17 protein-coding genes are annotated in these 22,015 nt (G+C 40.4%); 6 read left to right on the top strand and 11 right to left on the bottom strand.

Annotated features, from left to right (window positions below):
* Positions 1-80: 80 nt before the first annotated feature.
* Complete coding sequence (locus tag A33Q_RS06960; protein ID WP_009035590.1) at positions 81-566, bottom strand: peptide deformylase; 486 nt, start codon at positions 564-566, stop codon at positions 81-83.
* A gap of 404 nt (positions 567-970) precedes the next feature.
* Here A33Q_RS06960 and A33Q_RS06955 point away from each other — a divergent pair, with 404 nt between their 5' ends.
* A complete protein-coding gene (locus A33Q_RS06955; protein WP_009035589.1) occupies positions 971-3,511 on the top strand; it encodes a transglutaminase-like domain-containing protein in 2,541 nt (846 codons plus the stop codon).
* A gap of 262 nt (positions 3,512-3,773) precedes the next feature.
* Here the strand turns inward: A33Q_RS06955 and lpdA are convergent, their stop codons facing one another.
* The 4 genes from lpdA to A33Q_RS06935 form a co-directional block, all read right to left on the bottom strand.
* Complete coding sequence (lpdA, locus tag A33Q_RS06950; RefSeq protein WP_040490185.1) at positions 3,774-5,171, bottom strand: dihydrolipoyl dehydrogenase; 1,398 nt, start codon at positions 5,169-5,171, stop codon at positions 3,774-3,776.
* Between the two features lie 52 nt (positions 5,172-5,223).
* Positions 5,224-5,580 (bottom strand): four helix bundle protein, encoded by a 357-nt coding sequence (locus A33Q_RS06945; RefSeq protein WP_009035587.1) that lies wholly within the window; start codon positions 5,578-5,580, stop codon positions 5,224-5,226.
* Positions 5,581-5,714: 134 nt separating this feature from the next.
* On the bottom strand, positions 5,715-7,274 hold the full coding sequence (gene odhB / locus A33Q_RS06940; RefSeq protein WP_009035586.1) for a 2-oxoglutarate dehydrogenase complex dihydrolipoyllysine-residue succinyltransferase: 1,560 nt from the start codon (positions 7,272-7,274) through the stop codon (positions 5,715-5,717).
* A gap of 103 nt (positions 7,275-7,377) precedes the next feature.
* A complete protein-coding gene (locus A33Q_RS06935; protein WP_009035585.1) occupies positions 7,378-10,176 on the bottom strand; it encodes a 2-oxoglutarate dehydrogenase E1 component in 2,799 nt (932 codons plus the stop codon).
* Positions 10,177-10,573: 397 nt separating this feature from the next.
* On the opposite strand from A33Q_RS06935, the gene A33Q_RS22140 reads away from it, so the two are divergent.
* The 4 genes from A33Q_RS22140 (at position 10,574) to A33Q_RS06920 (ending at position 13,030) form a co-directional block, all read left to right on the top strand.
* The gene (locus tag A33Q_RS22140) at positions 10,574-10,714 is read left to right on the top strand and encodes a hypothetical protein (RefSeq protein ID WP_016254833.1); all 141 of its coding nucleotides are present in this window, start codon (positions 10,574-10,576) and stop codon (positions 10,712-10,714) included.
* Between the two features lie 61 nt (positions 10,715-10,775).
* Positions 10,776-11,327 carry an RNA polymerase sigma factor gene (locus A33Q_RS06930; protein WP_040490173.1) on the top strand — a complete coding sequence of 184 codons (552 nt, stop codon included), beginning with the start codon at positions 10,776-10,778 and terminating at the stop codon, positions 11,325-11,327.
* Entirely contained in the window at positions 11,308-11,937 is a 630-nt protein-coding gene (locus A33Q_RS06925) for a hypothetical protein (protein ID WP_009035583.1), read from the top strand. Before A33Q_RS06930 ends, A33Q_RS06925 begins: the two co-directional genes overlap by 20 nt.
* On the top strand, positions 11,930-13,030 hold the full coding sequence (locus tag A33Q_RS06920; protein WP_009035582.1) for a hypothetical protein: 1,101 nt from the start codon (positions 11,930-11,932) through the stop codon (positions 13,028-13,030). Before A33Q_RS06925 ends, A33Q_RS06920 begins: the two co-directional genes overlap by 8 nt.
* Positions 13,031-13,115: 85 nt before the next feature.
* Here the strand turns inward: A33Q_RS06920 and A33Q_RS06915 are convergent, their stop codons facing one another.
* The 4 genes from A33Q_RS06915 to A33Q_RS06900 form a co-directional block, all read right to left on the bottom strand.
* On the bottom strand, positions 13,116-14,363 hold the full coding sequence (locus A33Q_RS06915) for an NAD(P)/FAD-dependent oxidoreductase (protein WP_009035581.1): 1,248 nt from the start codon (positions 14,361-14,363) through the stop codon (positions 13,116-13,118).
* Between the two features lie 476 nt (positions 14,364-14,839).
* A complete protein-coding gene (locus A33Q_RS06910) occupies positions 14,840-15,838 on the bottom strand; it encodes a 4-hydroxyproline epimerase (protein ID WP_009035580.1) in 999 nt (332 codons plus the stop codon).
* 515 nt (positions 15,839-16,353) lie between these two features.
* Complete coding sequence (locus A33Q_RS06905; RefSeq protein ID WP_009035579.1) at positions 16,354-17,799, bottom strand: aldehyde dehydrogenase (NADP(+)); 1,446 nt, start codon at positions 17,797-17,799, stop codon at positions 16,354-16,356.
* Between the two features lie 488 nt (positions 17,800-18,287).
* On the bottom strand, positions 18,288-19,178 hold the full coding sequence (locus A33Q_RS06900) for a dihydrodipicolinate synthase family protein (RefSeq protein WP_009035578.1): 891 nt from the start codon (positions 19,176-19,178) through the stop codon (positions 18,288-18,290).
* 199 nt (positions 19,179-19,377) lie between these two features.
* Between A33Q_RS06900 and A33Q_RS06895 the strand changes: the two genes are divergently transcribed.
* The gene (locus tag A33Q_RS06895; protein ID WP_009035577.1) at positions 19,378-20,250 is read left to right on the top strand and encodes an AraC family transcriptional regulator; all 873 of its coding nucleotides are present in this window, start codon (positions 19,378-19,380) and stop codon (positions 20,248-20,250) included.
* A gap of 47 nt (positions 20,251-20,297) precedes the next feature.
* Here A33Q_RS06895 and A33Q_RS06890 read toward each other — a convergent pair whose 3' ends face one another.
* Positions 20,298-20,582 (bottom strand): hypothetical protein, encoded by a 285-nt coding sequence (locus tag A33Q_RS06890; RefSeq protein WP_009035576.1) that lies wholly within the window; start codon positions 20,580-20,582, stop codon positions 20,298-20,300.
* Positions 20,579-21,736 (bottom strand): ATP-binding protein, encoded by a 1,158-nt coding sequence (locus A33Q_RS06885; RefSeq protein ID WP_009035575.1) that lies wholly within the window; start codon positions 21,734-21,736, stop codon positions 20,579-20,581. The genes A33Q_RS06890 and A33Q_RS06885 overlap by 4 nt, the downstream gene beginning before the upstream one ends.
* Positions 21,737-22,015 lie beyond the last annotated feature (279 nt).

Here is a 22,015-nt window from a genome sequence, read left to right as displayed (position 1 = left end):
ATACTTTCTATTTAATGAACTCCTGAATTTTTAAATGATTCAATTCGCAATCAACTCCCAAATTGTCTCTCAAGACATTTCTAATTCCTCAACTTAAAACTCTTCTCATCAATAGCCCTCATGGTGCATAGAATTCCATCTAAATGATCGTATTCATGTTGGATCAATTCAGAAATGGCTCCTTTAACGGTCCAGGTTTGCTTTTCCCAGTTTTCATCTATGTATTCCAAAGTCAATGACTGATGTCTTTTGACCTTGACAAAAAGGTTGGGGAAACTCATGCAATCGTCCCAGAGTTCAAAAACTTCCTCGCTTGGGTTTACGATTTCAGGATTGATGATGACATAGGGGCGGTCTAGGTTAAGGTAAAAAAGTCTTTTCATAATCCCTAGTTGTGGTGCAGCTATCCCCCTTCCAAACCCATACTTTGCACGGATATCTTCCATTGCTTCGTGAAGGTCATTTACCCATTGCTTTACCATTGGGAGTTCTTCTTTTTTCACAGGGTCACATACCTCGTATAGGCGTGGATCACCAAGTTTCAGAATGTCATCAACTGTTTTCATCTTTCATTGGGGGCATATGAGAAAAGGTAAAAATAAAAAAAGTTGGTCAGGTTACCCTGCTAAATTCTAAATGTCCTGTAATCAAAAATGAAGGTTTACTGATTGATTCTGAAAAAATCATCCTTCATAGCTAGCTTGATTTCTAAGCTTGAAAAAGGTGATAATATCTGAATAGTTTCTATTTAAATATCATATGCTGTATTTTAGGAATTAAATAATAATTGGGAAAGCCAAAAGATAGAACCTGCCAAGAGGTTGAAAGTATGATTTGGCTGATGGATGGGTACTATCCATCAGTTTTCCTTAGAAAATACAGTATGTTTTCCTGAATGTTTTGTGGAATGTATTCCTAAAATGGTTATGAGAATACTGTAGATATATCCTCAAAATAAATCTTTACAGCTATGATATCTTCAAGACAAGCCACTACTTTTTTATTAAATGAGCTAAATTTTCACTATTTTTTTAATCGATACTTTTGGATGAGAATTTTTGCGGTTTTTTCAGCTATGGTCTTTTCGTTTTTTGTAGAGGCACAAATTCCTGAAGGGATTGATTACCATGAAATTGTTAGAACATGGAGCAATGATAATGGGGTTTATGACTTTCCAGACCATATTTCTGCCACATACGAACAAACAGTGGAGCGATTGAGTGTAACGGAATCAGTAATCACAATAAAGTCAGCCAAATCATTTCCAGAGTTCCGCTCTGGATTGCCAGTTGATAACATTCCAGAAGGAATGGAGGCATACTTGGCTAACGACAACTTCATTCAGCGGGATGCACAAGAAATTATTGAAACAGCTGAGTTGATCAAACGAGAGGGGACATATAGCGATCTCTTTACTCTTGTGATAAACGTGCTGTATTGGACAGGACATCACTTGAGCTACGGCAATACATCGGATATTCCTGACGCTGTGAAGGTCTACAATGAGCAAATTGCAAATTGTATTGGCTATGTACATTTGTCAGCTGCAATATTGCGGCAAATGGGTGTTCCCGCCCGAACCGTGCGCACATTGATTCCAATTGCTGATCGTGGTGCAACAAGGCATTACCTTCTCGAAGTTTATTTTCCAGAAGACGAAACATGGGTTACTTTCGAGCCCCAAACGCTCAGTCCACCTATGGGAGGGAATACCGTGGCCTATAGCGATGCCACTTGGAATCAATCCAAGCATGAGGTGTCACGGGATTTCAGCAGGGATGAGAATACATCTATCCGACGTGGAATGCCATACGTCATATCGCCAACGCCTGAAATCGGACAGTGGCCTAGGCTTGATCCAGAGGATGTAAGCATCTCTAATCAACGGGTTATAGGCCTCACGCTCACAGGAAATGAGAATTATTTTGCAACGCTTGCATATCCACCGGCATCCCCTGGGCCAAGCTACAATAAAGACGCACAATCCGATAGGTCAGCACTAAGAATTTACGGTCATGATGCCAACCAAAATCCCACTGTGCAGCACCTCATTCCAGCAGACGATTTCGGTTCGGCCATTGACGCAAATGGTGGGTTAAGTGAAGCCAATAAAATCACTGCTGGAGCTATCGACCGATACAGCGGCCTTTCAAGAGCGCACCTTGGTCCCAATATCACAATGAATGATCAGTGGTTGGTAATTGCCATGCATTACAAAGGTTCTGAAATGAAGGAGGGATCTGTTTTTAGACCCCTTCCCAATGGATCTTTTACACAACGCGATTCTGTACACATGGGTATGCTTATGATGTATAAATTGGGTGAGGATGGACAATGGAGCCATAGTCATAATGTGGTACAGCCTTTTCTTGGCGAGAGGAATCGTTTTGGCTCAGCTGTTGTTTTTCAGAATGACTTAATGCTTGTGAGTGCCCCAAGTACTACTGTTGAAGCTTCAATGGGAGGTGAAATTCAATTGTACCGGCTGAGGGAAGACGAGTGGTTGTTCGAAGAAACCATCACCGAACCGGAATCCAATCTGCGCCAAAGTGACTATGGAAGAATAATGCATAGCGATGGCGATCATCTAGCTGTATCGAGTAATGAGGGTGTGTATATTTACAATTTTGCTGGGAATCACATTGAACGCGAATCCTTGATTGAAATTGATATCGAAGGGATTGCTCCAGAGTTTAAACCACATGATATCCATATATCGAAAAATCGATTACTGATTGGCTTGGGTGATGCCGAATTACGTGGAGAATCTTCAGGAGCTGTGCTTGTGTACGAAAAAGAAGACGGTGAGTGGTTGCATGCCGCCTTACTGGCTCCTGACGAGCTTATGCGGAACGATCAATTCGGTGCCAACGTTCTCGAAATTGATGGAATGATTGTGGCTACGGCGCACAACCAAGGTACTTCATTCTCGGAAAATGCGGGTGCTATTTATGTTTTCAACCAGGTGGAAAGTGAGGTGTGGGTCCCGACAGACTATCTTACCATTCAAAATCCGATCGAGAATCCGCTCGTACCTTATTTAGATGAAAATATTCATCGAGAAAATGTTGGGCTGAACATCCTTTTATTTGGTGGAGAATTAATTGCAAGTGCCACTGGACATTTTGTAGGTTCAATGACCGGAAAGAGAATGGGAAGTTTCTATCGCTTCGCTTTGCCTGAACCTATTCACCGTCTCCGTAAAATTAGAGAAGCTGATAACGAGCGAAGCACCATAATTGATCTGCAACCAAATCCTGTGGTAACCCTAACTGAAATCATCTTTACCCTTCCAGAAAGTGGGAAGGTCGAGCTGAAAGTTTCCTCGAACGATGAAGGTGTCCAAATGAAACTTGTCGACGAAATCCTTGAGGCGGGCACTTACCAAATTGGGGCCGATCTTTTAGAACTCCCTCCAGGTAGTTATCGGTTAGATTTAATTACATCGAAAGGAGTTGATCATTTTGATTTATTGAGAATTGCTCGTACTCAATTGGAAAAAATTGAATAAAATGGAAGTATAAAGGCTTTTTTACGTTGAGTAATCCTAACCTTCAATACATATTCTGGTTTTAGACAATTTGAAAATTTCATTCCATTCCAAGGTCTTTTTGATCATATCAGCTTTAGATCTTTTACTGATTCACACTTCTCCATAGCTGTTAGATCGGCGCCTTGTAACCATAAAAAAAGCAAGAAGTCCGGCTATAATCCCGGACTTCTTACTCAAATATTTCAATTATAAACTTGCCTTCAAGGCAAAAACAGTAGCTTTAAATATGCAGTGCTCTATTATCCGTAGCTGCCAAACATGCTTCTTTGAATGCCTCAGTATAAGTTGGGTGGGCATGGGACATCCTGGCAATATCTTCTGCCGAAGCCCTGAATTCCATTGCGACAACCGCTTCCGCGATCATATCAGCTGTTCTTGGACCTATCATGTGTACGCCTAGGATTTCGTCAGTCTCTGCATCAGCAAGTACTTTGACCAAGCCATCGGTATCCATAGAAGCCCGAGCTCTACCAGATGCCATGAAAGGGAATTTACCTGCTTTGTATTTGATACCCTTTTCTTTCAACTGCTCCTCGGTATAGCCAACAGCAGCCACTTCTGGCCAAGTATATACTACTCCGGGAATCAATAGGTAATTGATATGTGGCTTTTGGCCTGCAATTACTTCTGCTACAAAAGTACCTTCTTCCTCAGCCTTATGTGCAAGCATGGCACCCTTGACCACATCACCGATTGCATAGATATTTGGAACATTGGTTCTCAAATGCTCATCAACTTCCACTTGGCCACGATCGGTGATTTTCACCCCCGCAGCTTCTGCATTGAGCCCATCGGTATAAGGTCTTCTACCGATAGATACGAGCACATAGTCACCTTTCAATTCTATGGTCTCGCCTTTTGCATTCTCAGCTTTCACTGTGACTTCTTTTCCTTTGTTCTCCACCTCCACAACTTTGTGTTTCAAGAAGAATTCAAAGCCAAGCTTTTTTAAAGACTTCTGCAATTCCTTGCCCATGGTCTTGTCCATCGTTGGGATTAGAGAATCCATGTATTCTACAACAGATACTTTTGCACCCATCCTCCCGTAGACAGAACCCAATTCCATTCCGATCACACCACCGCCTATGACGATCATGTGCTTAGGGATTTCTTTTAAGTTCAAAGCTTCGGTAGAAGTGATGACTCTTTTCTTGTCCAATTTGATAAAAGGAAGTGTAGATGGCTTAGATCCAGTGGCGATGATGATATTTTTGCCTTGGATATTTTCAGAAGAGCCATCTTCCTTGGTCACTTTTACCGTGTTTTTATCCACAAATGATCCCAAACCATGATGCACATCGATTTTATTCTTTTTCATCAGGTATTGGATACCATCGACATTCTGCTTGACCACTTCGTCTTTTCTGCCGATCATTTGCTTCAAATCTACCTTCAAGCCGCTGAGGTTGATGCCGTGGGTTTTAAAAGTATGTGCCGCATTGTGATAGTGCTCAGAAGAGTCCAGCAATGCTTTGGAAGGGATACAACCTACATTGAGGCAAGTACCTCCCAATGTTGAATATTTCTCAACGATGGCTGTTTTCATTCCCAGTTGTGCCGCTCTGATGGCCGCTACATATCCTCCAGGTCCGGAGCCGATTACGATTACGTCGTACATGATTTTTTCTTTGTACCAAGTACCATGTACAATGTACAAAGCACCTAGTTGGTTATTGAAGATTCAAACTCATCTTCAGCTTGGTTATCATATTCTGAAGATGTTCTAATTCGTTTTCTAAATACTCAAAATCTTGATCATCGATGTATTCTAGCCTATAAGATATAATGACTTGAGTCTCTAATTCAAACGATGAACCTAATGCAATTCCTAGATAATTATTGAAATCCTTATTAGAGTTTCTTCCAGCTCCTTCTGCAATATTTGAGGCTATTGAAACATCTGACCGATTCATTTGGCTAACAAGTCCAAACTTTTCTGCTTTTGGGAGTTTTTCAGTAATTCTATAGACTAAAGTTGCTAAGTCTATGGCCTTTTGCCATACTTTCAATTCTTTGTATCTGTGCATTTTGTAGGGTTGAGTGAAAAGAAATTAAACTTAATTTACCATCACTCAACCTTATTTTCAAATGCAATAATTAAATTAAACGGATAAGTTTAATGACTCTTGGTACATTGTACTTGGTACTTTGTACCAAAAGCTTACACTCCAAACAACAACCTCGTCGGGTCTTCGAGAAGCTGCTTCACTCTCACCAAGAAGCTTACGGATTCTCTGCCGTCGATGATCCTGTGGTCATAAGAAAGTGCCAGATACATCATTGGGAGGATTTTGACTTCTCCGTTGACTGCCATCGGTCTCTCTACGATATTGTGCATACCTAATATGGCAGATTGTGGCGCATTGATGATCGGTGTAGACATCATAGAACCAAAGATACCTCCATTGGTCAATGTGAAGGTTCCTCCGGTCATTTCCTCAATAGACAATTTGTTGTCTCTGGCTTTAGTAGCCAATCTCACGACTTCTTTTTCAATTTCTTCAAAAGACATGGATTCCGCATTCCTGATTACAGGTACCACAAGTCCTTTAGGTGCAGATACAGCAATTGAGATATCACAGAAATCATTGTAAACGATCTCATTGCCATCGATTTGGGCATTCACTGCAGGCCACTCTTGTAGGGCTACACATACAGCCTTGGTGAAGAATGACATAAAGCCAAGGTTCACCCCATGTTTCTCCTTGAACTGATCTTTGAATTTCTTCCTCATCTCCATGATCGGCCCCATGTTCACTTCATTGAAAGTGGTCAACATGGCCGTCTCATTCTTCACAGCAACCAATCTTCTGGATACAGTTCTTCTCAAGGAAGACATTTTTTCTCTTCTGCTATCTCTAGCCCCTGATACTTTAGGCGCAGGAGCAGCACTAGCCTCAGATTTGCTTGCCGCAGGCTTAGAAGCTTCTTTAGGCGCTTCTGGAGCTTTTTTCTGAGCATTTTCAGCATCTTCTTTGGTGATTCTGCCATCTTTGCCTGTACCTTTTACATCCTTGGCATCAATTCCTTTTTCTGCCAATATTTTAGCTGCTGCAGGTGAGGCATGTCCTGTAGCATAAGTTTCTTTATCAGAAGTAGAAGCACTGCTTGGAGCAGAAGATGCAGATTCAGTAGCAGACGCTTCCTCAGAAGGGGCACCACCTTCGGTCACTTCGATCTTACAGATCAAGCCACCGATTTCCAAAGTATCACCTTCTTGAGCAACATGTCTCAAGATACCATTGGCTTCTGCAGGCAATTCAAAAGTTGCCTTGTCAGAATCAACCTCTGCGATGATTTCATCTAATTCTACAAAATCACCATCTGCTTTCAGCCAAGTGGCAAGGGTAACTTCTGTGATTGATTCTCCTACTGTAGGAACAATCATTTCTTTTATTTCTCCGGTTTTGCCTCCTTCCGAAGATTTTTCTTCAGATTTGGATGGATTGTCTTCCTTAGTTTTGCTTTCGCTTGAAGAAGCCTCCGCCTCTGTGTCTATGATGCAGATGGTTGCGCCGATTTCAAGGGTGTCCCCCTCCTGTGCTTTGATTTTCAACACACCGGCAGCTTCTGCTGTGAGTTCAAAAGTAGCTTTGTCAGACTCAAGTTCACAGATGACTTCATCCATTTCAACTTGCTCACCGTCTTGCTTGAACCATTGACCAATGGTTACTTCTGAGATAGATTCCCCTACCGCGGGGACTTTCATTTCTAGGCTCATTGTTTTAGTTTTTTTACCCCCAAATCCACCGTAGTGAACCCAAGGTTAATTTAAAATTGATTTATTAAATTAAACCTATTCCCGTAAAAAACGGGATTAGGGGTTATTTTGAAAGTTTTAAGGCTTTTTTTACAATTGTTGACTGCTCCTCGACGTGTACTTTATTATATCCAGTTGCAGGGGAAGCTGACATTTTTCTTGCAATTACTTCCAATGGGAGTTCCTTGTACAACATCCTAAGTATAAAATTCCAGTATCCCATATTTTCAGGTTCTTCCTGTACCCAAACTACTTCTGCATCTTTATAAGCTTTCAAAGCTTCTGTAATTTGCTTGATAGGTAGTGGATGGATCTGTTCTACCCGGATGATGGCTACATCTTTTACTTTTTCTTTTTCCCTGACTTCATCCAAGTCGTAGAAAATTTTTCCTGAGCAAAGCACAACCCTTTTTACATCTTTAGCTTTTACGGTGTTGTCAAGAATAATTTCTCTAAAACCACCATTTGTAAAATCCTCTAAAGGAGAAACTACTTTGGGGTGTCTTAGGAGAGATTTTGGAGACATCACCACACAAGGCTTTCTGAAATCCCAAGTCAATTGTCTTCTCAATAAATGGAAGAAATTAGAAGGCTCAGTAATGTTGGCTACTACCATATTGTATTCAGCGGATAGCTGTAAAAATCTTTCAGGTCTTGCATTGGAGTGTTCCGGTCCCTGTCCCTCATAGCCATGAGGAAGTAGCATTACCAAGCCATTCATTTTGCCCCATTTGGATTCTCCTGAGGAAATGAACTGGTCAATCATGGTCTGGGCACCATTGGCAAAATCTCCAAACTGCGCTTCCCATACTGTCAGTGCATGTGGGTTTGCCATTCCATAACCGTATTCAAATCCCAAAACAGCATATTCAGAAAGCAGGGAATTGTAAATGCTGAAAAGACCTTTGCTTTCTTTCAATTCCTTTAGAAAATTATATGGCTTGTTGGTTGTAGCATCGTGAACCACAGCGTGTCTGTGTGAGAAAGTACCTCTTTGGCAATCTTGTCCTGTGATTCTGACAGTTTTACCATCCATTAAAAGCGAACCGTAAGCAAGTAATTCAGCTGCAGCCCAGTTAAGGGACTTGGAGTTGAAATACATATCTTTTCTTTGCTTCAATTGCACTTCAATCTGTTTGATAGGCTTGAATCCTTTTGGCAGTGAAGTCACAGCATTGGCTACAGCCTCAATGGTTTTCTCAGAAACTGCAGTTTCGGGAGATTTATCAAAATCTTCTGGGTTTGATCTTCTCAAACTTCCCCATTCTTGCTCGAACTTGGTTTGTTGATAAGGCAAAGGTTTTTCTTTGACCATGTTGAGCCTGTCCTGCAAAAGCTGACGGAACTCTTTGTCCATTTGCTTGGCAAGTTTGGCATCAATATCACCTCTTTCCGTCAATTTTTTGATATAAATCTCTCTTGGATTAGGATGCTTAGAGATGATATTATACAATTCAGGTTGGGTGAATTTTGGCTCATCAGATTCATTGTGTCCATGTCTTCGGTAGCAGACCATGTCCACAAAAATATCCTTGTCAAATTTTTGACGAAATTCTGCCGCAAGTCTGGCGGCAAATACTACTGCTTCTGCATTATCTCCGTTGACGTGAATGACAGGAGCATCTATTATTTTGGCTACATCAGTACAGTAAATGGATGAACGGGCATCATCAAAGTCTGTGGTAAAGCCGACCTGGTTATTGATGACAAAATGAACGGTACCTCCTGTATTGTATCCCTTCAATCCTGCCATTTGGGTAACTTCATAAACTATACCTTGTCCAGCGATAGCGGCATCACCATGAATAAGAATAGGAAGTGCTTTTTTGCTATCACCTTTATGTTGGGAATCTATTTTGGCCCGGATAAAGCCTTCCACAACAGGATTTACAGCTTCAAGGTGCGATGGATTCGGAGCTAGTTTGAGATTTACCTTTTTCCCTCCGGTAGTAACTATGTCAGAAGAATAGCCCATGTGGTATTTCACATCACCATCTCCCATGGTCAGGTCTGGCTTGGCAGTACCTTCAAATTCAGAAAAAATCTGCTCATAGGTTTTACCCATGATGTTAGCAAGTACATTCAATCTTCCTCTGTGGGCCATTCCGATCATAACCTCTTCTACTCCTAGGTCAGCAGTAGTATTGATCACGGCGTCCAGAAATGGAATAGTACTTTCACCACCTTCTAAAGAAAACCTCTTTTGTCCCAAGTATTTGGTATGGAGGAAGTTTTCAAAAACCACGGCTTGGTTCAGTTTGGATAGAATCCTTTTTTTCTCATCTACAGAAGGATTGAATGCCAAGGATTCTTGTTCTACTTTGGTTTTGAACCAATCCAATATTTCCGGATCTCTAATATAAAGGTATTCAAAACCAACTGATCCTTCATAAATAGTTTTTAGAGATTCAACTATTTTTGAAAGTTTGGCTTTGCCAATACCTATTTCATTTCCTGCTTGAAACTCGGTGTTTAAATCATTTTGATCCAAACCAAAATCGTCGAGATCAAGTAAAGCCTTGCGGTCTCTTCTTTCTCTAACTGGATTGGTCTTGGATCTTAAGTGAGCACGGGACCTGTATGCATGAATTAAGGCACGTACCTTAATTTCTTTTGGCAATTCTTCCATGTCCATGATAGTCCCCTTTGTTGCAAGTGAACCGTTTGGTGCGGAGGATGATGGCTTTGAGCTTGACTGAGCTCCACCGTTTTCATCTTCACCATATTGGGCGATGGCAAATTCAAAGCCGTCAAAAAAAGTCTTCCAACTTGGATCTATAGAATCTGGATTGTTTTTGTAATCTGCATATAGCTCATCTATGTAGGCTACATGGGCATTGGCGATATAGGAATATTTATCCATAATTGAGTTTTTGCTAACCATACAAAGGTAAAACCAATATTGATATATAGAAAATTGAATATTCGTATAAGCAAATATAATTGACAATCAGTAATATTAGTTTGTTTTCTGTAATTTTATTCTGTCAAGAAGTGTGTTTCTGCATTTAGTGCAAATAATATTCTAAAATCTTCGAGTATTCATTACGATTTTAGTGGTTGAAAGGAGTTTTTTGTAGGTTAACAGGTGTAAATATATAGCTAATCAGCACAATTCTTGAGATATTTAGTCTGGCTCAGGCCTTGCTAAACAGGAATTCTAATCTAAGTCACAATGGTTTTTTGAGTTGTTTCTTAAAATTCCGGTTCAATACTATCTATTTTAACTGTGTAGAAAACCGGGCTTATCAAAAGTAGATATGATGAATGCAATAGGGAGACTTAGGGATGCTTTGGCTCACTCTCAGCTAAGGTTGGGTTTTTCCTGGGAAGAAATAGACCGTATTCTACTTTTTATAAGGAGGATTATTGATGCGGGAGATATAGATTTTGTAAAATAATTCAGTTTCAGGCAACCCTTTGGTGAAAAGACGCATTTTTAAAATAAACGGGTAAAGTAATTTGTTAGAAAAGAAAACCATAGAGAAAGCGTCAAAAGGCAACCTTAAAGCGGAAAGATTAATCTATGACTCTATTTCTAAACCCTTATTTATGTTGTGCTTACGCTATCTCAAACATCAGGAAGATGCTGAAGATGTATTGTCAAGTGCTCTGATAAAGGTATTTAGGTCTCTTCATAGGTTTGAGTATAAAATGGAGGGTTCATTTGAAGCCTGGGCCAGAAAAATAACAGTTAATGAGTGCTTGATGTGTTTGAGAAAACAAATGAGAAGCCCGATGATGGTAGAGCCTGAAGAACATTTTCAAAAAGAGGGAGAAGATATTTTGGACAAGTTATCAGCAGATGAATTGTTCGGGCTGATTCTCCAACTACCTGAAGGTTACAGGACAGTCTTTAATTTATATGAAATTGAAGGTTTTTCACATCCCGAAATTTCCGAAAAACTTGGGATAAGTGAGGGGACTAGCAAATCACAGTTGAGTAAGGCCAAGAATTACCTAAAGAAATTAATAATAGCAAACGGCTGGAATCATGCTTCGAAAATCATTTGAAAATATAGACCAAAGAGCCAAGATCCCAGTTGGTGTGGAATTCCGAAAGGAAGAGGTCTGGGGCAAGGTGGTAAAAGCATCCCGAAAAGATAGAACAAGATACCGGTATTGGGCAGCAGCTGCTTTAATTCCAATTATCGCACTCTCAATTTGGTATTTTAAGGCTTCGACTGATGCTGAACCTCGGTATTTACTTACTGCTATTTCTTCAGATCAATCAAATATGGTAGAAGAAATCCCAACATCGAATTGGGAACAAAAGCCGGAAAAGACGATAAGCACAGCTACTCATCAAGAGGAAGAGTTTGTTGAAAAAGAGGTTTGGAAACCTATTACTCCTGATAGTACGGAAACATTGCATAAAAATGAGCAATCGAAAATCCTGAGACAAACCATTGTTTTGGAAGACACTTTTGCTACGTCTGAAGAAAAGAAATTAAGTCCATCTGCTCAAGCTTTTCAGCAAGCCTTGGAAAAAACTAAAATCGAAAAAAAGGTAGAAGAAAGGATGATCGTGGAAAAATTGACTTTTGAACAAATGATTCAGGCGAGAAGACAATTTATGCAAGAGAAAGGAAATCCAACAAAAAACAAAAGGAAAGATGACTAAATCTAGGAGGACGATTTTGATGTTTTTGGTGCTATTTCCATTGATTAGCACCGTTTATGGACAAGGATTATATGACCTGCTACAACTTCATCCAAAAAGTTGGGAACATCCCCAAAAACCATTGGAGTACTTCTATGATCAGCCTGAACTAAAGCTTAATACCGCACATGATACCTTGGATATTTTCGTCTTAGGTCATAAAAAAGTTTCCTATAGATGGCACGATGTCAATAGGCAAAGGGATTTTAATGGATGGTTTGGGTTTGATAAAGATATTGAGATCCTCTTAGAGAAGTTAGCGGCTATGGGGCTGAATTTCGACAAGCAGAATTACCATATTATATTCAGCCCAGAATCTGATGAATTGAAGGTTTTAATGAATCCAGTCGGGATGTTTGCCAAAATTGGAGATGATTTTTTGCCGGCTTTAAGGCACCAAATTACTATGACCTACTATTCTTATTTGATGGAAGTGGAATTCTTTTTAGGTGAGATTGATGAACTGGAGGTGTTGAAAAATGCGGGTATCAATGATATGGTAAAGTCAGCGGCTTTGGAGAATAACTGGTATGATCAGTATAAGAAAAGGAACTTGAACAAGGTACTTTTTATAGATGAAGAAGGAAAGGTTAGCCTAGACACCTATTATTCTAAGGAAAATCCTTACTACCCCAAGACAAACCTAGACCTCGGTGCGGGCTATCTTTTTGGGAATGGATTTAGTATGTTCTTTCAACCACGGTATAATATTAAACTACGGACAAAAAAAACCAATACCCGTAACAATACTTTGTTCTTTGCATTTAGCGGTTATCTGTCCCACCTGCCACAAAGAGAAGCCTCATTTGAAGTGGCCCAAGATTATTTTTTGGGTTTAGGCTATGAAACAGACCAATTGGGAAATGAACTGACTGCTACCTTGGGCTTTAGGACTTTTGGGAATAATGGAGTTCTGGACGAGCTTCCGGTCATGTTTAAGGTTGATTTTGAAATAATTCCCAGACTAAAAATCAGCCACTCTCTTTTTTTTAAGCCTTTTTCAGGTGAATTTAGAGAAGCTCATGTTGTGGGCTTGTCCTATATGATATTTTGATTACAATTTTAAATTTATTGTAATGGACATTACAGTAATAGCCATTACAGAAATATGATCGAGGAGTTATAAGATCCAAGGGCACTCAATATCTCCCCACGGCAAAGGCCTTGATATCCATTGTGCCCGCATGACCTTGATGAAGGTCTGCCAATATTTTTCCAGTACCCGTTGCCATACTTACACCCATCATCCCATGACCTGTCCCGACCCAAACGTTTTCATATCCCGGTGCCGGACCGATGTAAGGAATGCCGTCAGGCGAACAGGGGCGAAGGCCTTTCCAGATGTTTTCTTCGGAAGGAAAAACGGCCCGAAAATCCGGGTAGTACCTGTTTATGGATTCAAAAATTCCCCTAACGCGGTTCATATTGATCCGCTCATCCGTTCCGGCTATTTCCATGGTGCCTCCGAAGCGGATTTTTTGGCCATAGGGGCTTACCGCCACTTTCATTTCGGTGAGAATACTCGCTTGTTTGATTTCAGGGATATTGTCCTGGATGAAACTGTAGCCTTTTCCGCCCATCATGGGGAGGTTGAAATCCAAAAGTTTGGCAAGTGAAGCAGACCAAGCACCACCGCAAATTATGACATTTCCAGCGGCTTTGCTGCCCTCGGCCGTGATGACCGAAGTAACCTTTCTTTTCGATTTTTCGAACCCTAAAACTTCCTGCTGGGTCAAAAACTCCACACCCTTTTTTCTCAGGTTGCTTTTCAGGAAATTGAATAGACTTGAAGGAGATAAGTGGGCATCACCAGGAAAAAGAACAGCACCCAATGCCTTGACTTCTAGGTTGGGTTCTATTTTGGATATATCCTGATGGGTCAGAATATCAGCTTTCAGCCCATGTTTTCTAGCTAGATGGGCAAATTCTATTTCTTCCTTTTCGACTTGGGGAGTTTGATAAATCATCATCAGGCCTTTCTCGGCCAATTCCAGATCCACCTCTTCTTGGTGCGTATTTTTAAATTCCTGGTAAAGCCCCTTGCTGAGTAAGGAAATGTTTTTCAAGTAAGGAATAGACCTTTCCACATGAGCGGCATTGGCCGATTTGTAAAATAGCCAGGACCATTCCATCAGTTTGCGGTCCAGTCTTGGATGAATATAAAATGGACTTTTGGAAGAAAACATCCAAGAAATGCCTTTTGCTATCATTCCCGGTGCAGCTAGGGGGATGATATGGCTGGGCACAATCATACCTGCATTGCCTGTTGAAGTGGATACGTCCAAGTTTCCTTTATCTATGATGCAGACTTCTATTCCTTGTTCGGTGAGGTAATAGGCTGTGAAAAGTCCTATAATTCCTCCTCCAATGATGATGGTTGGTTTCATTTTTTGTACAATGTATCAAGTACCAAGAACTTGGTGTTTAGGCTTTTGATGGTATTGATGGAGAAAGATAAACGTCTTGGTTATATGTTTTTGGTTTCTTTCAATCTACGAATATAAGATTTCTTGGAAAGATAGAGGTGGAGAGGGTTGACGAAAAATGGTTTTGGATTGACGGATGTTGTGGTGCCTCTTTGTAGATTTCACAATAGCTTTTTGATTCTAATAGTAAAAATATCGGATAATTTACCTAATAGAAAAATAATCCTGTCTTAAGATGGAACACTGATGACACGGATTGAGCAGATAGTCGCAGATCAAAAATGTATAGATTAAGAAAATCTGATTTATGAAAAAATTCTGGGTTGGACGGAACGCAGAACCTGTCCCGAGTATCGTGATGACGCGGATTATGCGGATGATCGCTGATAAAAAATCCGTGTTCATCCGCCAAATCAGCGTCTTCCGCGTTCCATTCTCTATATCACTTGAAATCCATGCACATAAGGATCATCATCATCCAGTATGATCGTATTGTAGCCATAGACTTTTGCCCAACCTTCTATGCTTGGGATGATCGCTGGCTTTCCTTTAATCTCGGTAACTTCTTCTATCTTGCCAGTAAACTTTGATCCAATGAAACTCTCGTGGATAAATTCATCACCAGGCTTCAGCCAACCCTTGGCAAACCACTGTGCCATTCTTGCCGAGGTTCCAGTTCCGCATGGAGAGCGGTCTATGGCTTTTTCACCATAAAAGACGGCATTTCTGGCTGTACTTGAGGCATCTATGGTCTCACCTGTCCATAGTACATGTGACAAGCCTTTGATCTGAGGATGTTCGGGATGCACAAACTCATACTTTTCATTCATCTTTTGACGTAGATTTCTTGCCATTGAGATCAGCTGCTCCGCTTTGAAATGCTGAAGCCCGGCAAAATTTTCCTGAGGATCTACAATACAATAAAAATTGCCCCCATAGGCCACATCTACCATAAGCTTACCCAGTTCATCAGTTTCAATCTCCAATCCTTCCGCTGCAAGGAAGCTCTTTACATTTGTCAGTTTTACCGAAGTTACTTTTTTACCTTCCTGCTTGTATTCCACCATAACCAATCCTGCGGGGGCTTCCATTCTCAGGAAACCTGGTTTTTTGGGCTGGATCAATCCTTCCTCTATAGCTACAGTGATCGTGCCGATAGTGCCATGCCCACACATGGGCAAGCAACCTGATGTTTCTATAAAAAGCACTGCAAAATCATTTTCAGGATCATGTGGAGGAAAAAGCATAGATCCGGACATCATATCATGTCCCCTAGGTTCAAACATCAGCCCCGTCCTGATCCAATCCAGGTTTTCCAGAAAGAATTGGCGCTTCTCCAGCATATTATTTCCTTGCAGAAACGGAACTCCGCCGGATACTACTCTAACTGGATTTCCACAAGTATGGGCATCAATGCATTGGAAGGTTTTTTTCATGTTTTATAATTGAAATACTGTAGAAATATGGTAGGAATAAAGTGGAAATACGATTGATATATGATTGAAATATTTCGCGAAGCATATCCCGAATCGCTTCGCTCTTGGGACTTCCGCTAAAGCTCCAGTTTCTATCTTATTTCACAAAGTGTATTTCAAATCTTTTTATTAAGGTGAGGGTCAATATCCACAAATATCGCACTGCAAATATTCATCAATATCTATTTCAATATATTTCAGCGAAGCATATCCCGAATCGCTCCGCTCTCGGGACTTCCGCTATAGCTCCAGTTTCTATCTTATTTCATCAAGTATATCCCGAATCGCTTCGCTCTCGGGACTTCCGCTAAAGCTCCAGTTTCACCTTTATTTCGCGAAGCATATTTCAAATCTTTTTATTAAGGTGAGGGTCAATATCCACAAATATCGCACTGCAAATATCCATCAATATCTATTTCAATATATTTCAGCGAAGCTATATTTCTACTTTATTTCACCGAAGGTATACTTCATTTCTATTTTTTGAATTCCCCATCCACCATTCTCCAAATCCCCAAGGGATTGTCTTCCATCAGCGCGTCAGGAAGGAGGGTAGCTGGCATGTCCTGGAATGCAATCGGTCGAGCGAATCTCTTGATAGCATAGGAGCCAACAGATGTGAATCTACTATCGGTGGTAGATGGAAAGGGACCTCCGTGTTGCATGGCATGTCCTACTTCTACTCCGGTTGGCACTCCTTTGAATAATAACCTGCCGCACTTTTCTTCCAACTGATTGATCAAATCGATTTTATTGGCCAACTCTTCTTCTTCCCCCCAAAGGGTGATGGTCAATTGACCATGAAGCCTCTGCGCAATGGCAAAGAGGTCATTGAAATTTTCATAGACCACCATCAGGGCAAATGAACCGAATACTTCTTGCTGAAAATGATCATCCTCTAGCCAGTCTGTAGCCTTGATTTTGGCCAAAGCAGGATAGGCTTTGATCAGGTCTTTTGCCTCAGCTACCTGTACCCAATCGAGTTCTTTGCGCTCCTTCATGCTCTCCAACGATTTATAGTAAGCCTCTGCTATTCCCTCGTGCAACATTGGAGCTGCTGCGATTTCTTCCAATTCTTTTTTTACAGCCTCAGCAAAATCCTCTGCATGCGCGCTGGGTACCATGATTAATCCGGGGTTGGTACAAAACTGTCCCGCTCCGAGTGTCAGAGAACCGACAAATTGCTTGGCTAAAACTTCTAAGTTGTTTGCAAGCTTCTTTTTAAAAGTAATGATTGGATTGACAGAGCCCATTTCTGCAAAAACAGGGATCGGTTCTTCTCTTTGATTAGCAAGGTCAAATAAGGCTTTTCCACCTGTAAATGATCCCGTAAATGCCACTGCTTTAGCCAAAGGGTGTTTCACCAAAGCTTGACCTTCGGCTATTCCTCCTTCTACATGGGTAAATAATCCTACGGGCAATCCGGAATCTATGGCAGCTTTTTGGATGATCTGTCCTACCAATTTGGAGGTGTCTGGATGCGCTGGGTGGCCTTTGTATACAACGGGACATCCTGCTGCCAAAGCGGAAATCGTATCCCCGCCAGCGGTAGAAAATGCCAAAGGAAAATTACTTGCTCCAAAAACCACAACAGGCCCTATGGGTGTCAGAAATCTCCGTAAATCAGGCTTAGGAGCAGGGGTTCTATCTGGATCAGCATGGTCTATTACAGCTTCTAACCAAGATCCTTCTTCTACCAAAGTGGCAAATAGTCGAATTTGACCGACAGTTCTACCCAGTTCTCCGGTAATTCTACCTTCAGGCAAGTTGGATTCCCCAGAAGCCATGGGGATTAAAGTCGATTTTTCGGCCTCGATTCCTTCAGCGATCCTTTTTAAAAATTCACCTTTTTCCTTTCCTGAAACATTTTTGAAGTGCAAAAAAGCATCATGGGCGGATTGGAATATTTGGTCGTAGTTCATGGTTGTTTAGGTTTAAGATTTATGGTAATAAAGGCTTTAAGTTATTAAAATATGCTGGAAATACGGTAGAAATATGATTGAAATACAATTGATATATAGTTGAAATATGGTAGAAACCGGAGCTTAGTCGAAGATCCCGAGAATGAAATGATTCGGGGCGAAGGTCCCAAGAGCAGAGCGATTCAGGATAAATTAAAATAAAATAGCAATATCTCACCGTGCGTATCTAATAAATGTATATATATACGGAATGATACCAGTAGGATAGTTTATAGCTGGTTTTTTTTCATTTCGATATTAATTGATATTTAGATACAAGTTGATATTGAACTAATGCAAACATTAATTTTTGGATGTTGCTGGCAAAGTGGTGTATAATCATATTTCCATTTATTTCGCCGAAGGCATATTTCTACCATATTTTCAAGAACAAAATTCCAGTTAGTCAATATCATGAAATTAATACCCATCAATATCAACTTAATATCTTAAAGTTTAGGCCTATGCTCCAAACCTCTCTTAATGATATTTTCAACTTTTACTCTCTCTTCTCCTACCAAAGTCAATCGCGGTGCTCTGACCCATTCGGTTCCAATTCCGGCCATTTGCTCGGCCAATTTGATGTATTGAACCAGCTTAGGGTGAATGTCTAATTCTAAAAGAGGCAGAAACCAACGGTAAATTTGTAAGGCTTCTTCGTATTTTCCAGCCTTGACAAAATTGAAAATAGCAACTGTTTCTTTGGGGAAAGCACAAACCAAGCCTGCTACCCAGCCGTCTGCACCCATTACCAATTCCTCCATGGCCAAGGTGTCCACTCCACATAGAATTTTGTACCGATCTCCAAAGCGGTTGCGCATGCGTGTCACATTGGAAATATCCCTTGTGGATTCTTTGATGGCTTGGATGTTTTCACATGCGGCCAATTCATCAAACATGGATATAGTCACTAAAGTCTTATAATCCACAGGGTTGTTGTAGATCATGATGGGTAGGTCGGTACTATTGGCTACAGCTTTAAAATAAGTGACTACTTCCCTATGGTCAGCAGCATACCGCATAGGAGGTAATAGCATCAGACCAGAAACGCCAAGCTCTCTGCCCTTTTCAGCCCAAAATATTGCATCTTTTGTAGCGCCTTCTGCGATATTCAAAATGACGGGAACCCTTCCATTTATGTAACTTATGGCCTCTGTGGTCAATTGGATTTTTTCGTCCAGTGACAATACCGAAGATTCACCTAAAGTGCCTCCTAAAATGATTCCATGCACCCCTGAATCGAGTTGAGCATCTAAATTTTTAAAAAACATGTCCATATCCAAGCTCCCATCTTGATGAAACTTAGTAGTGACTGCCGGAAATACGCCTTGCCAGTTCATAGTTTGAGTTTTTTTGGTCAAAGGTAGAGGCTTATTCACCTGCTTACCTGTACCAGATTAGTATATAATAGCACTGTATTGATCATACTTTGATTTTATAGCCTTAAAATAATTAATATTATATCATAAATTAAAAGAGATTATAAATCGGCTACATGAATTCAAGTAATTAGCTGGTTTAAATTAGAGTTCCCTAGCCATGAAGAAAATTATTTCATTCCAGATACCAAAATCCAACAAAGAATTTGTTCGATTTCAAGTAGATGCCGGCAAGCATTTTTATGATAAGTTGCATCAACACCCGCAATGGCAGCTGACCTGGATCAAGGAAGGGAAAGGGCAATTGATGGTTGGAGATTATTTAGGGAGGTTTGAAAAGGGAGACCTATATTTATTGTCAGCTAACATGCCGCATGTATTCCGCTCAGATGCTGAATTTTTTGATCCTGATACCGACAAACAGTCTTTAGGCAATACATTGTTCTTTGACTTTGAAGCATTGGGAAAGGGGCTTTTGGAAGTGGAAGAGTTTGCGGGGCTTCACCATTGGCTACAACAGACCAAAGGCAGCTTTAAGGTACTTGGAAAAACCAAAGAAAGTATATTGGAAATTATGGAAGACTTTAAGGATTATCAAGGTCTGGGAAAAATTCTCGCAGCGCTTCATGTCCTTCAGGCCCTTCAGGAGGGGAACTCACTGCAAGGCTTGAACAAATTGGTCCCACAAAAGGACTATACGGAAACAGAAGGCAAACGTATGGGACAGGTTATGTCTTACATTTTGTCCCAAAGCCAAAACGCTATTGGTCTTCAGGAAGTGGCCGAGGTTGCCAATTTAAGCAAGGAGGCATTTTGCAGATTTTTCAAAGAAAGAACAGGTAAAACCTTCACTGAATTTTTGACACAAGTGAGAATACACCAGGCTTGCCAACTCCTTCAGGAAAGTGATTGGACCATTTCGCAGATTGCCTATCATTGTGGCTTTCAAAACCTGTCATATTTCAATAGAGCTTTCAAAAAAGCTCAGGGAGAAACTCCAAAAGAATACAGGTCAAAAATGTCATATCAATGAAAAAATCGAAGAAGACCTTAGCCTGTTCATGATTAATAGCTCTTCTGCTAAAAGTACTTCCTTCGGATATCCCCGATTTTCATCAGCCCATTAAATAACAGGGCTATTCCCGAAGTTGCAAGAGAGAAAATATAAATCCAGTATTGATAACCATGAATACTATTTGAATGCCTTAAAGGTGCGATAACTAGACGGTAATAAGCAGTAAAGCATAATAACATAAACCCAAATAAAAGTGACAGAACGGCAAGAGTTATATCTCCCCTCTTTTTGATTTTGGCATCTCTTTCCAGCCATTCCTTATCAGAAATTTTTCTTTGCTGCTTTTTCATGAGCTACTACTTATTTCTAAAAGAAACGCTTTGACTCCTAGTACTTCTACATTTGGCTCGTAGAAATATCGATCTTCTACCGGGCTTATGATGAAAAGTTTTTTTATACCCAGATCCTCCATGGCCAGGTAACTCCCTTTGGTCAGTTTGGGGGAAAAACTGAGTTTGATTTCAGCGGCAGCCAGCCACTGATTATCCCTTCTGATCAGCAGATCAATTTCAGCACCATCTTGAGTGCGGTAGTAATAGATTTCATCATCAATATTCAATACTGACTTTACCTGGTGGATAACAAAGGTTTCCCAAGATGTCCCCACTATAATATTCCCAAAAAGTGAATCTCTATTGCTGATACCTAAGAGATAATGTAACATTCCAGTATCCCGAAAGTAGATTTTTGGAGACTTTATGAGACGCTTTTTCACATTTACATACCAAGCAGGGAGTTCCGTTAGCAAGAATGCATTGATAAAGAAGCTCAAGTAGGTCTTGACTGTAGGCAAACTCAAGCCAAGTGATTTTCCCAGCATACTATAATTGAGGGTTGCACCATTCAAAGAGGCCATCATCATCATCAATTGCCGGCTCACACTGGGATCCGCAGGAAGACCAAGAGAAGGCAAATCCCTTTGGATGTAACTATTGATAAAGCTCCTATACCAGCTTTGGATGAATTTCTTGCTATCACTCAAAGCTGGTTCTGGAAACCCACCATTGACCCATAAGCTTTCTATGGATAGCCGTCCGTCTAACTCTAGTAAGTTCAAGGGGTACAATTCAATATAATTGATTCTACCTGCAAGACTTTCTGAGGACTGCTTTAGAAGTACTGGTGAGGCAGACCCAAGAATGATAAATCTCCCTGGAATACGATTTTCATCAACTAATGACCGAATTAAAGGAAATAATTCCGGTTTGTGCTGAATCTCGTCCAAGATGATGGTATGATCAGGTATGGATGATAAAAAGAGTTCTGGATCATTTAACTTATTCAGGTCAGACAATTTCTCCAAGTCCAGATAAAGAAAAGACTTCTTGTAGGTAAATGTTTTTACCAATGTAGTTTTACCCACTTGTCTTGGACCAATTATACCCGTCACTGGAAAATTGGAAACTGAAAACTCAAATTCCGTATGTATTAATCGCTCAATCATCCCTGCAAATCTAAAAATATTTTTTAAATTTGCAGGGATGATTATTTTTTTAATCCTATTTTCGATTTCTTAAAAGCATTCTGTTGAATTTAAAACAATATGTATATCCGCAATTATACCACTAACCAATTTAAATAAGGGCCTAGATCAATCCGATACTAATAGATATTGGATATTTATTGATATTAGCTAGAAATCATAGGTTTGTTCCATTATTTAGGTTCTACTGGTAAGAAAGCGGATATTCATGTAAAACAATTATTTAATCGAATACCCCCC

The sequence above is a fragment of the Indibacter alkaliphilus LW1 genome, assembly GCF_000295935.2.
Lineage (GTDB): Bacteria > Bacteroidota > Bacteroidia > Cytophagales > Cyclobacteriaceae > Indibacter > Indibacter alkaliphilus.
This window is presented reverse-complemented; position numbering and strand designations above follow the sequence as displayed.

What these genes read in the sequence shown, in the direction of transcription:
- A33Q_RS06960 (WP_009035590.1), bottom strand. Translation starts at nt 566, where the DNA reads ATGAAAACAGTTGATGACATTCTGAAACTTGGTGATCCACGCCTATAC.
- A33Q_RS06955 (WP_009035589.1), top strand. Translation starts at nt 971, where the DNA reads ATGATATCTTCAAGACAAGCCACTACTTTTTTATTAAATGAGCTAAAT.
- lpdA (WP_040490185.1), bottom strand. Translation starts at nt 5,171, where the DNA reads ATGTACGACGTAATCGTAATCGGCTCCGGACCTGGAGGATATGTAGCG.
- A33Q_RS06945 (WP_009035587.1), bottom strand. Translation starts at nt 5,580, where the DNA reads ATGCACAGATACAAAGAATTGAAAGTATGGCAAAAGGCCATAGACTTA.
- odhB (WP_009035586.1), bottom strand. Translation starts at nt 7,274, where the DNA reads ATGAGCCTAGAAATGAAAGTCCCCGCGGTAGGGGAATCTATCTCAGAA.
- A33Q_RS06935 (WP_009035585.1), bottom strand. Translation starts at nt 10,176, where the DNA reads ATGGATAAATATTCCTATATCGCCAATGCCCATGTAGCCTACATAGAT.
- A33Q_RS22140 (WP_016254833.1), top strand. Translation starts at nt 10,574, where the DNA reads ATGATGAATGCAATAGGGAGACTTAGGGATGCTTTGGCTCACTCTCAG.
- A33Q_RS06925 (WP_009035583.1), top strand. Translation starts at nt 11,308, where the DNA reads ATGCTTCGAAAATCATTTGAAAATATAGACCAAAGAGCCAAGATCCCA.
- A33Q_RS06920 (WP_009035582.1), top strand. Translation starts at nt 11,930, where the DNA reads ATGACTAAATCTAGGAGGACGATTTTGATGTTTTTGGTGCTATTTCCA.
- A33Q_RS06915 (WP_009035581.1), bottom strand. Translation starts at nt 14,363, where the DNA reads ATGAAACCAACCATCATCATTGGAGGAGGAATTATAGGACTTTTCACA.
- A33Q_RS06910 (WP_009035580.1), bottom strand. Translation starts at nt 15,838, where the DNA reads ATGAAAAAAACCTTCCAATGCATTGATGCCCATACTTGTGGAAATCCA.
- A33Q_RS06905 (WP_009035579.1), bottom strand. Translation starts at nt 17,799, where the DNA reads ATGAACTACGACCAAATATTCCAATCCGCCCATGATGCTTTTTTGCAC.
- A33Q_RS06900 (WP_009035578.1), bottom strand. Translation starts at nt 19,178, where the DNA reads ATGAACTGGCAAGGCGTATTTCCGGCAGTCACTACTAAGTTTCATCAA.
- A33Q_RS06895 (WP_009035577.1), top strand. Translation starts at nt 19,378, where the DNA reads ATGAAGAAAATTATTTCATTCCAGATACCAAAATCCAACAAAGAATTT.
- A33Q_RS06890 (WP_009035576.1), bottom strand. Translation starts at nt 20,582, where the DNA reads ATGAAAAAGCAGCAAAGAAAAATTTCTGATAAGGAATGGCTGGAAAGA.
- A33Q_RS06885 (WP_009035575.1), bottom strand. Translation starts at nt 21,736, where the DNA reads ATGATTGAGCGATTAATACATACGGAATTTGAGTTTTCAGTTTCCAAT.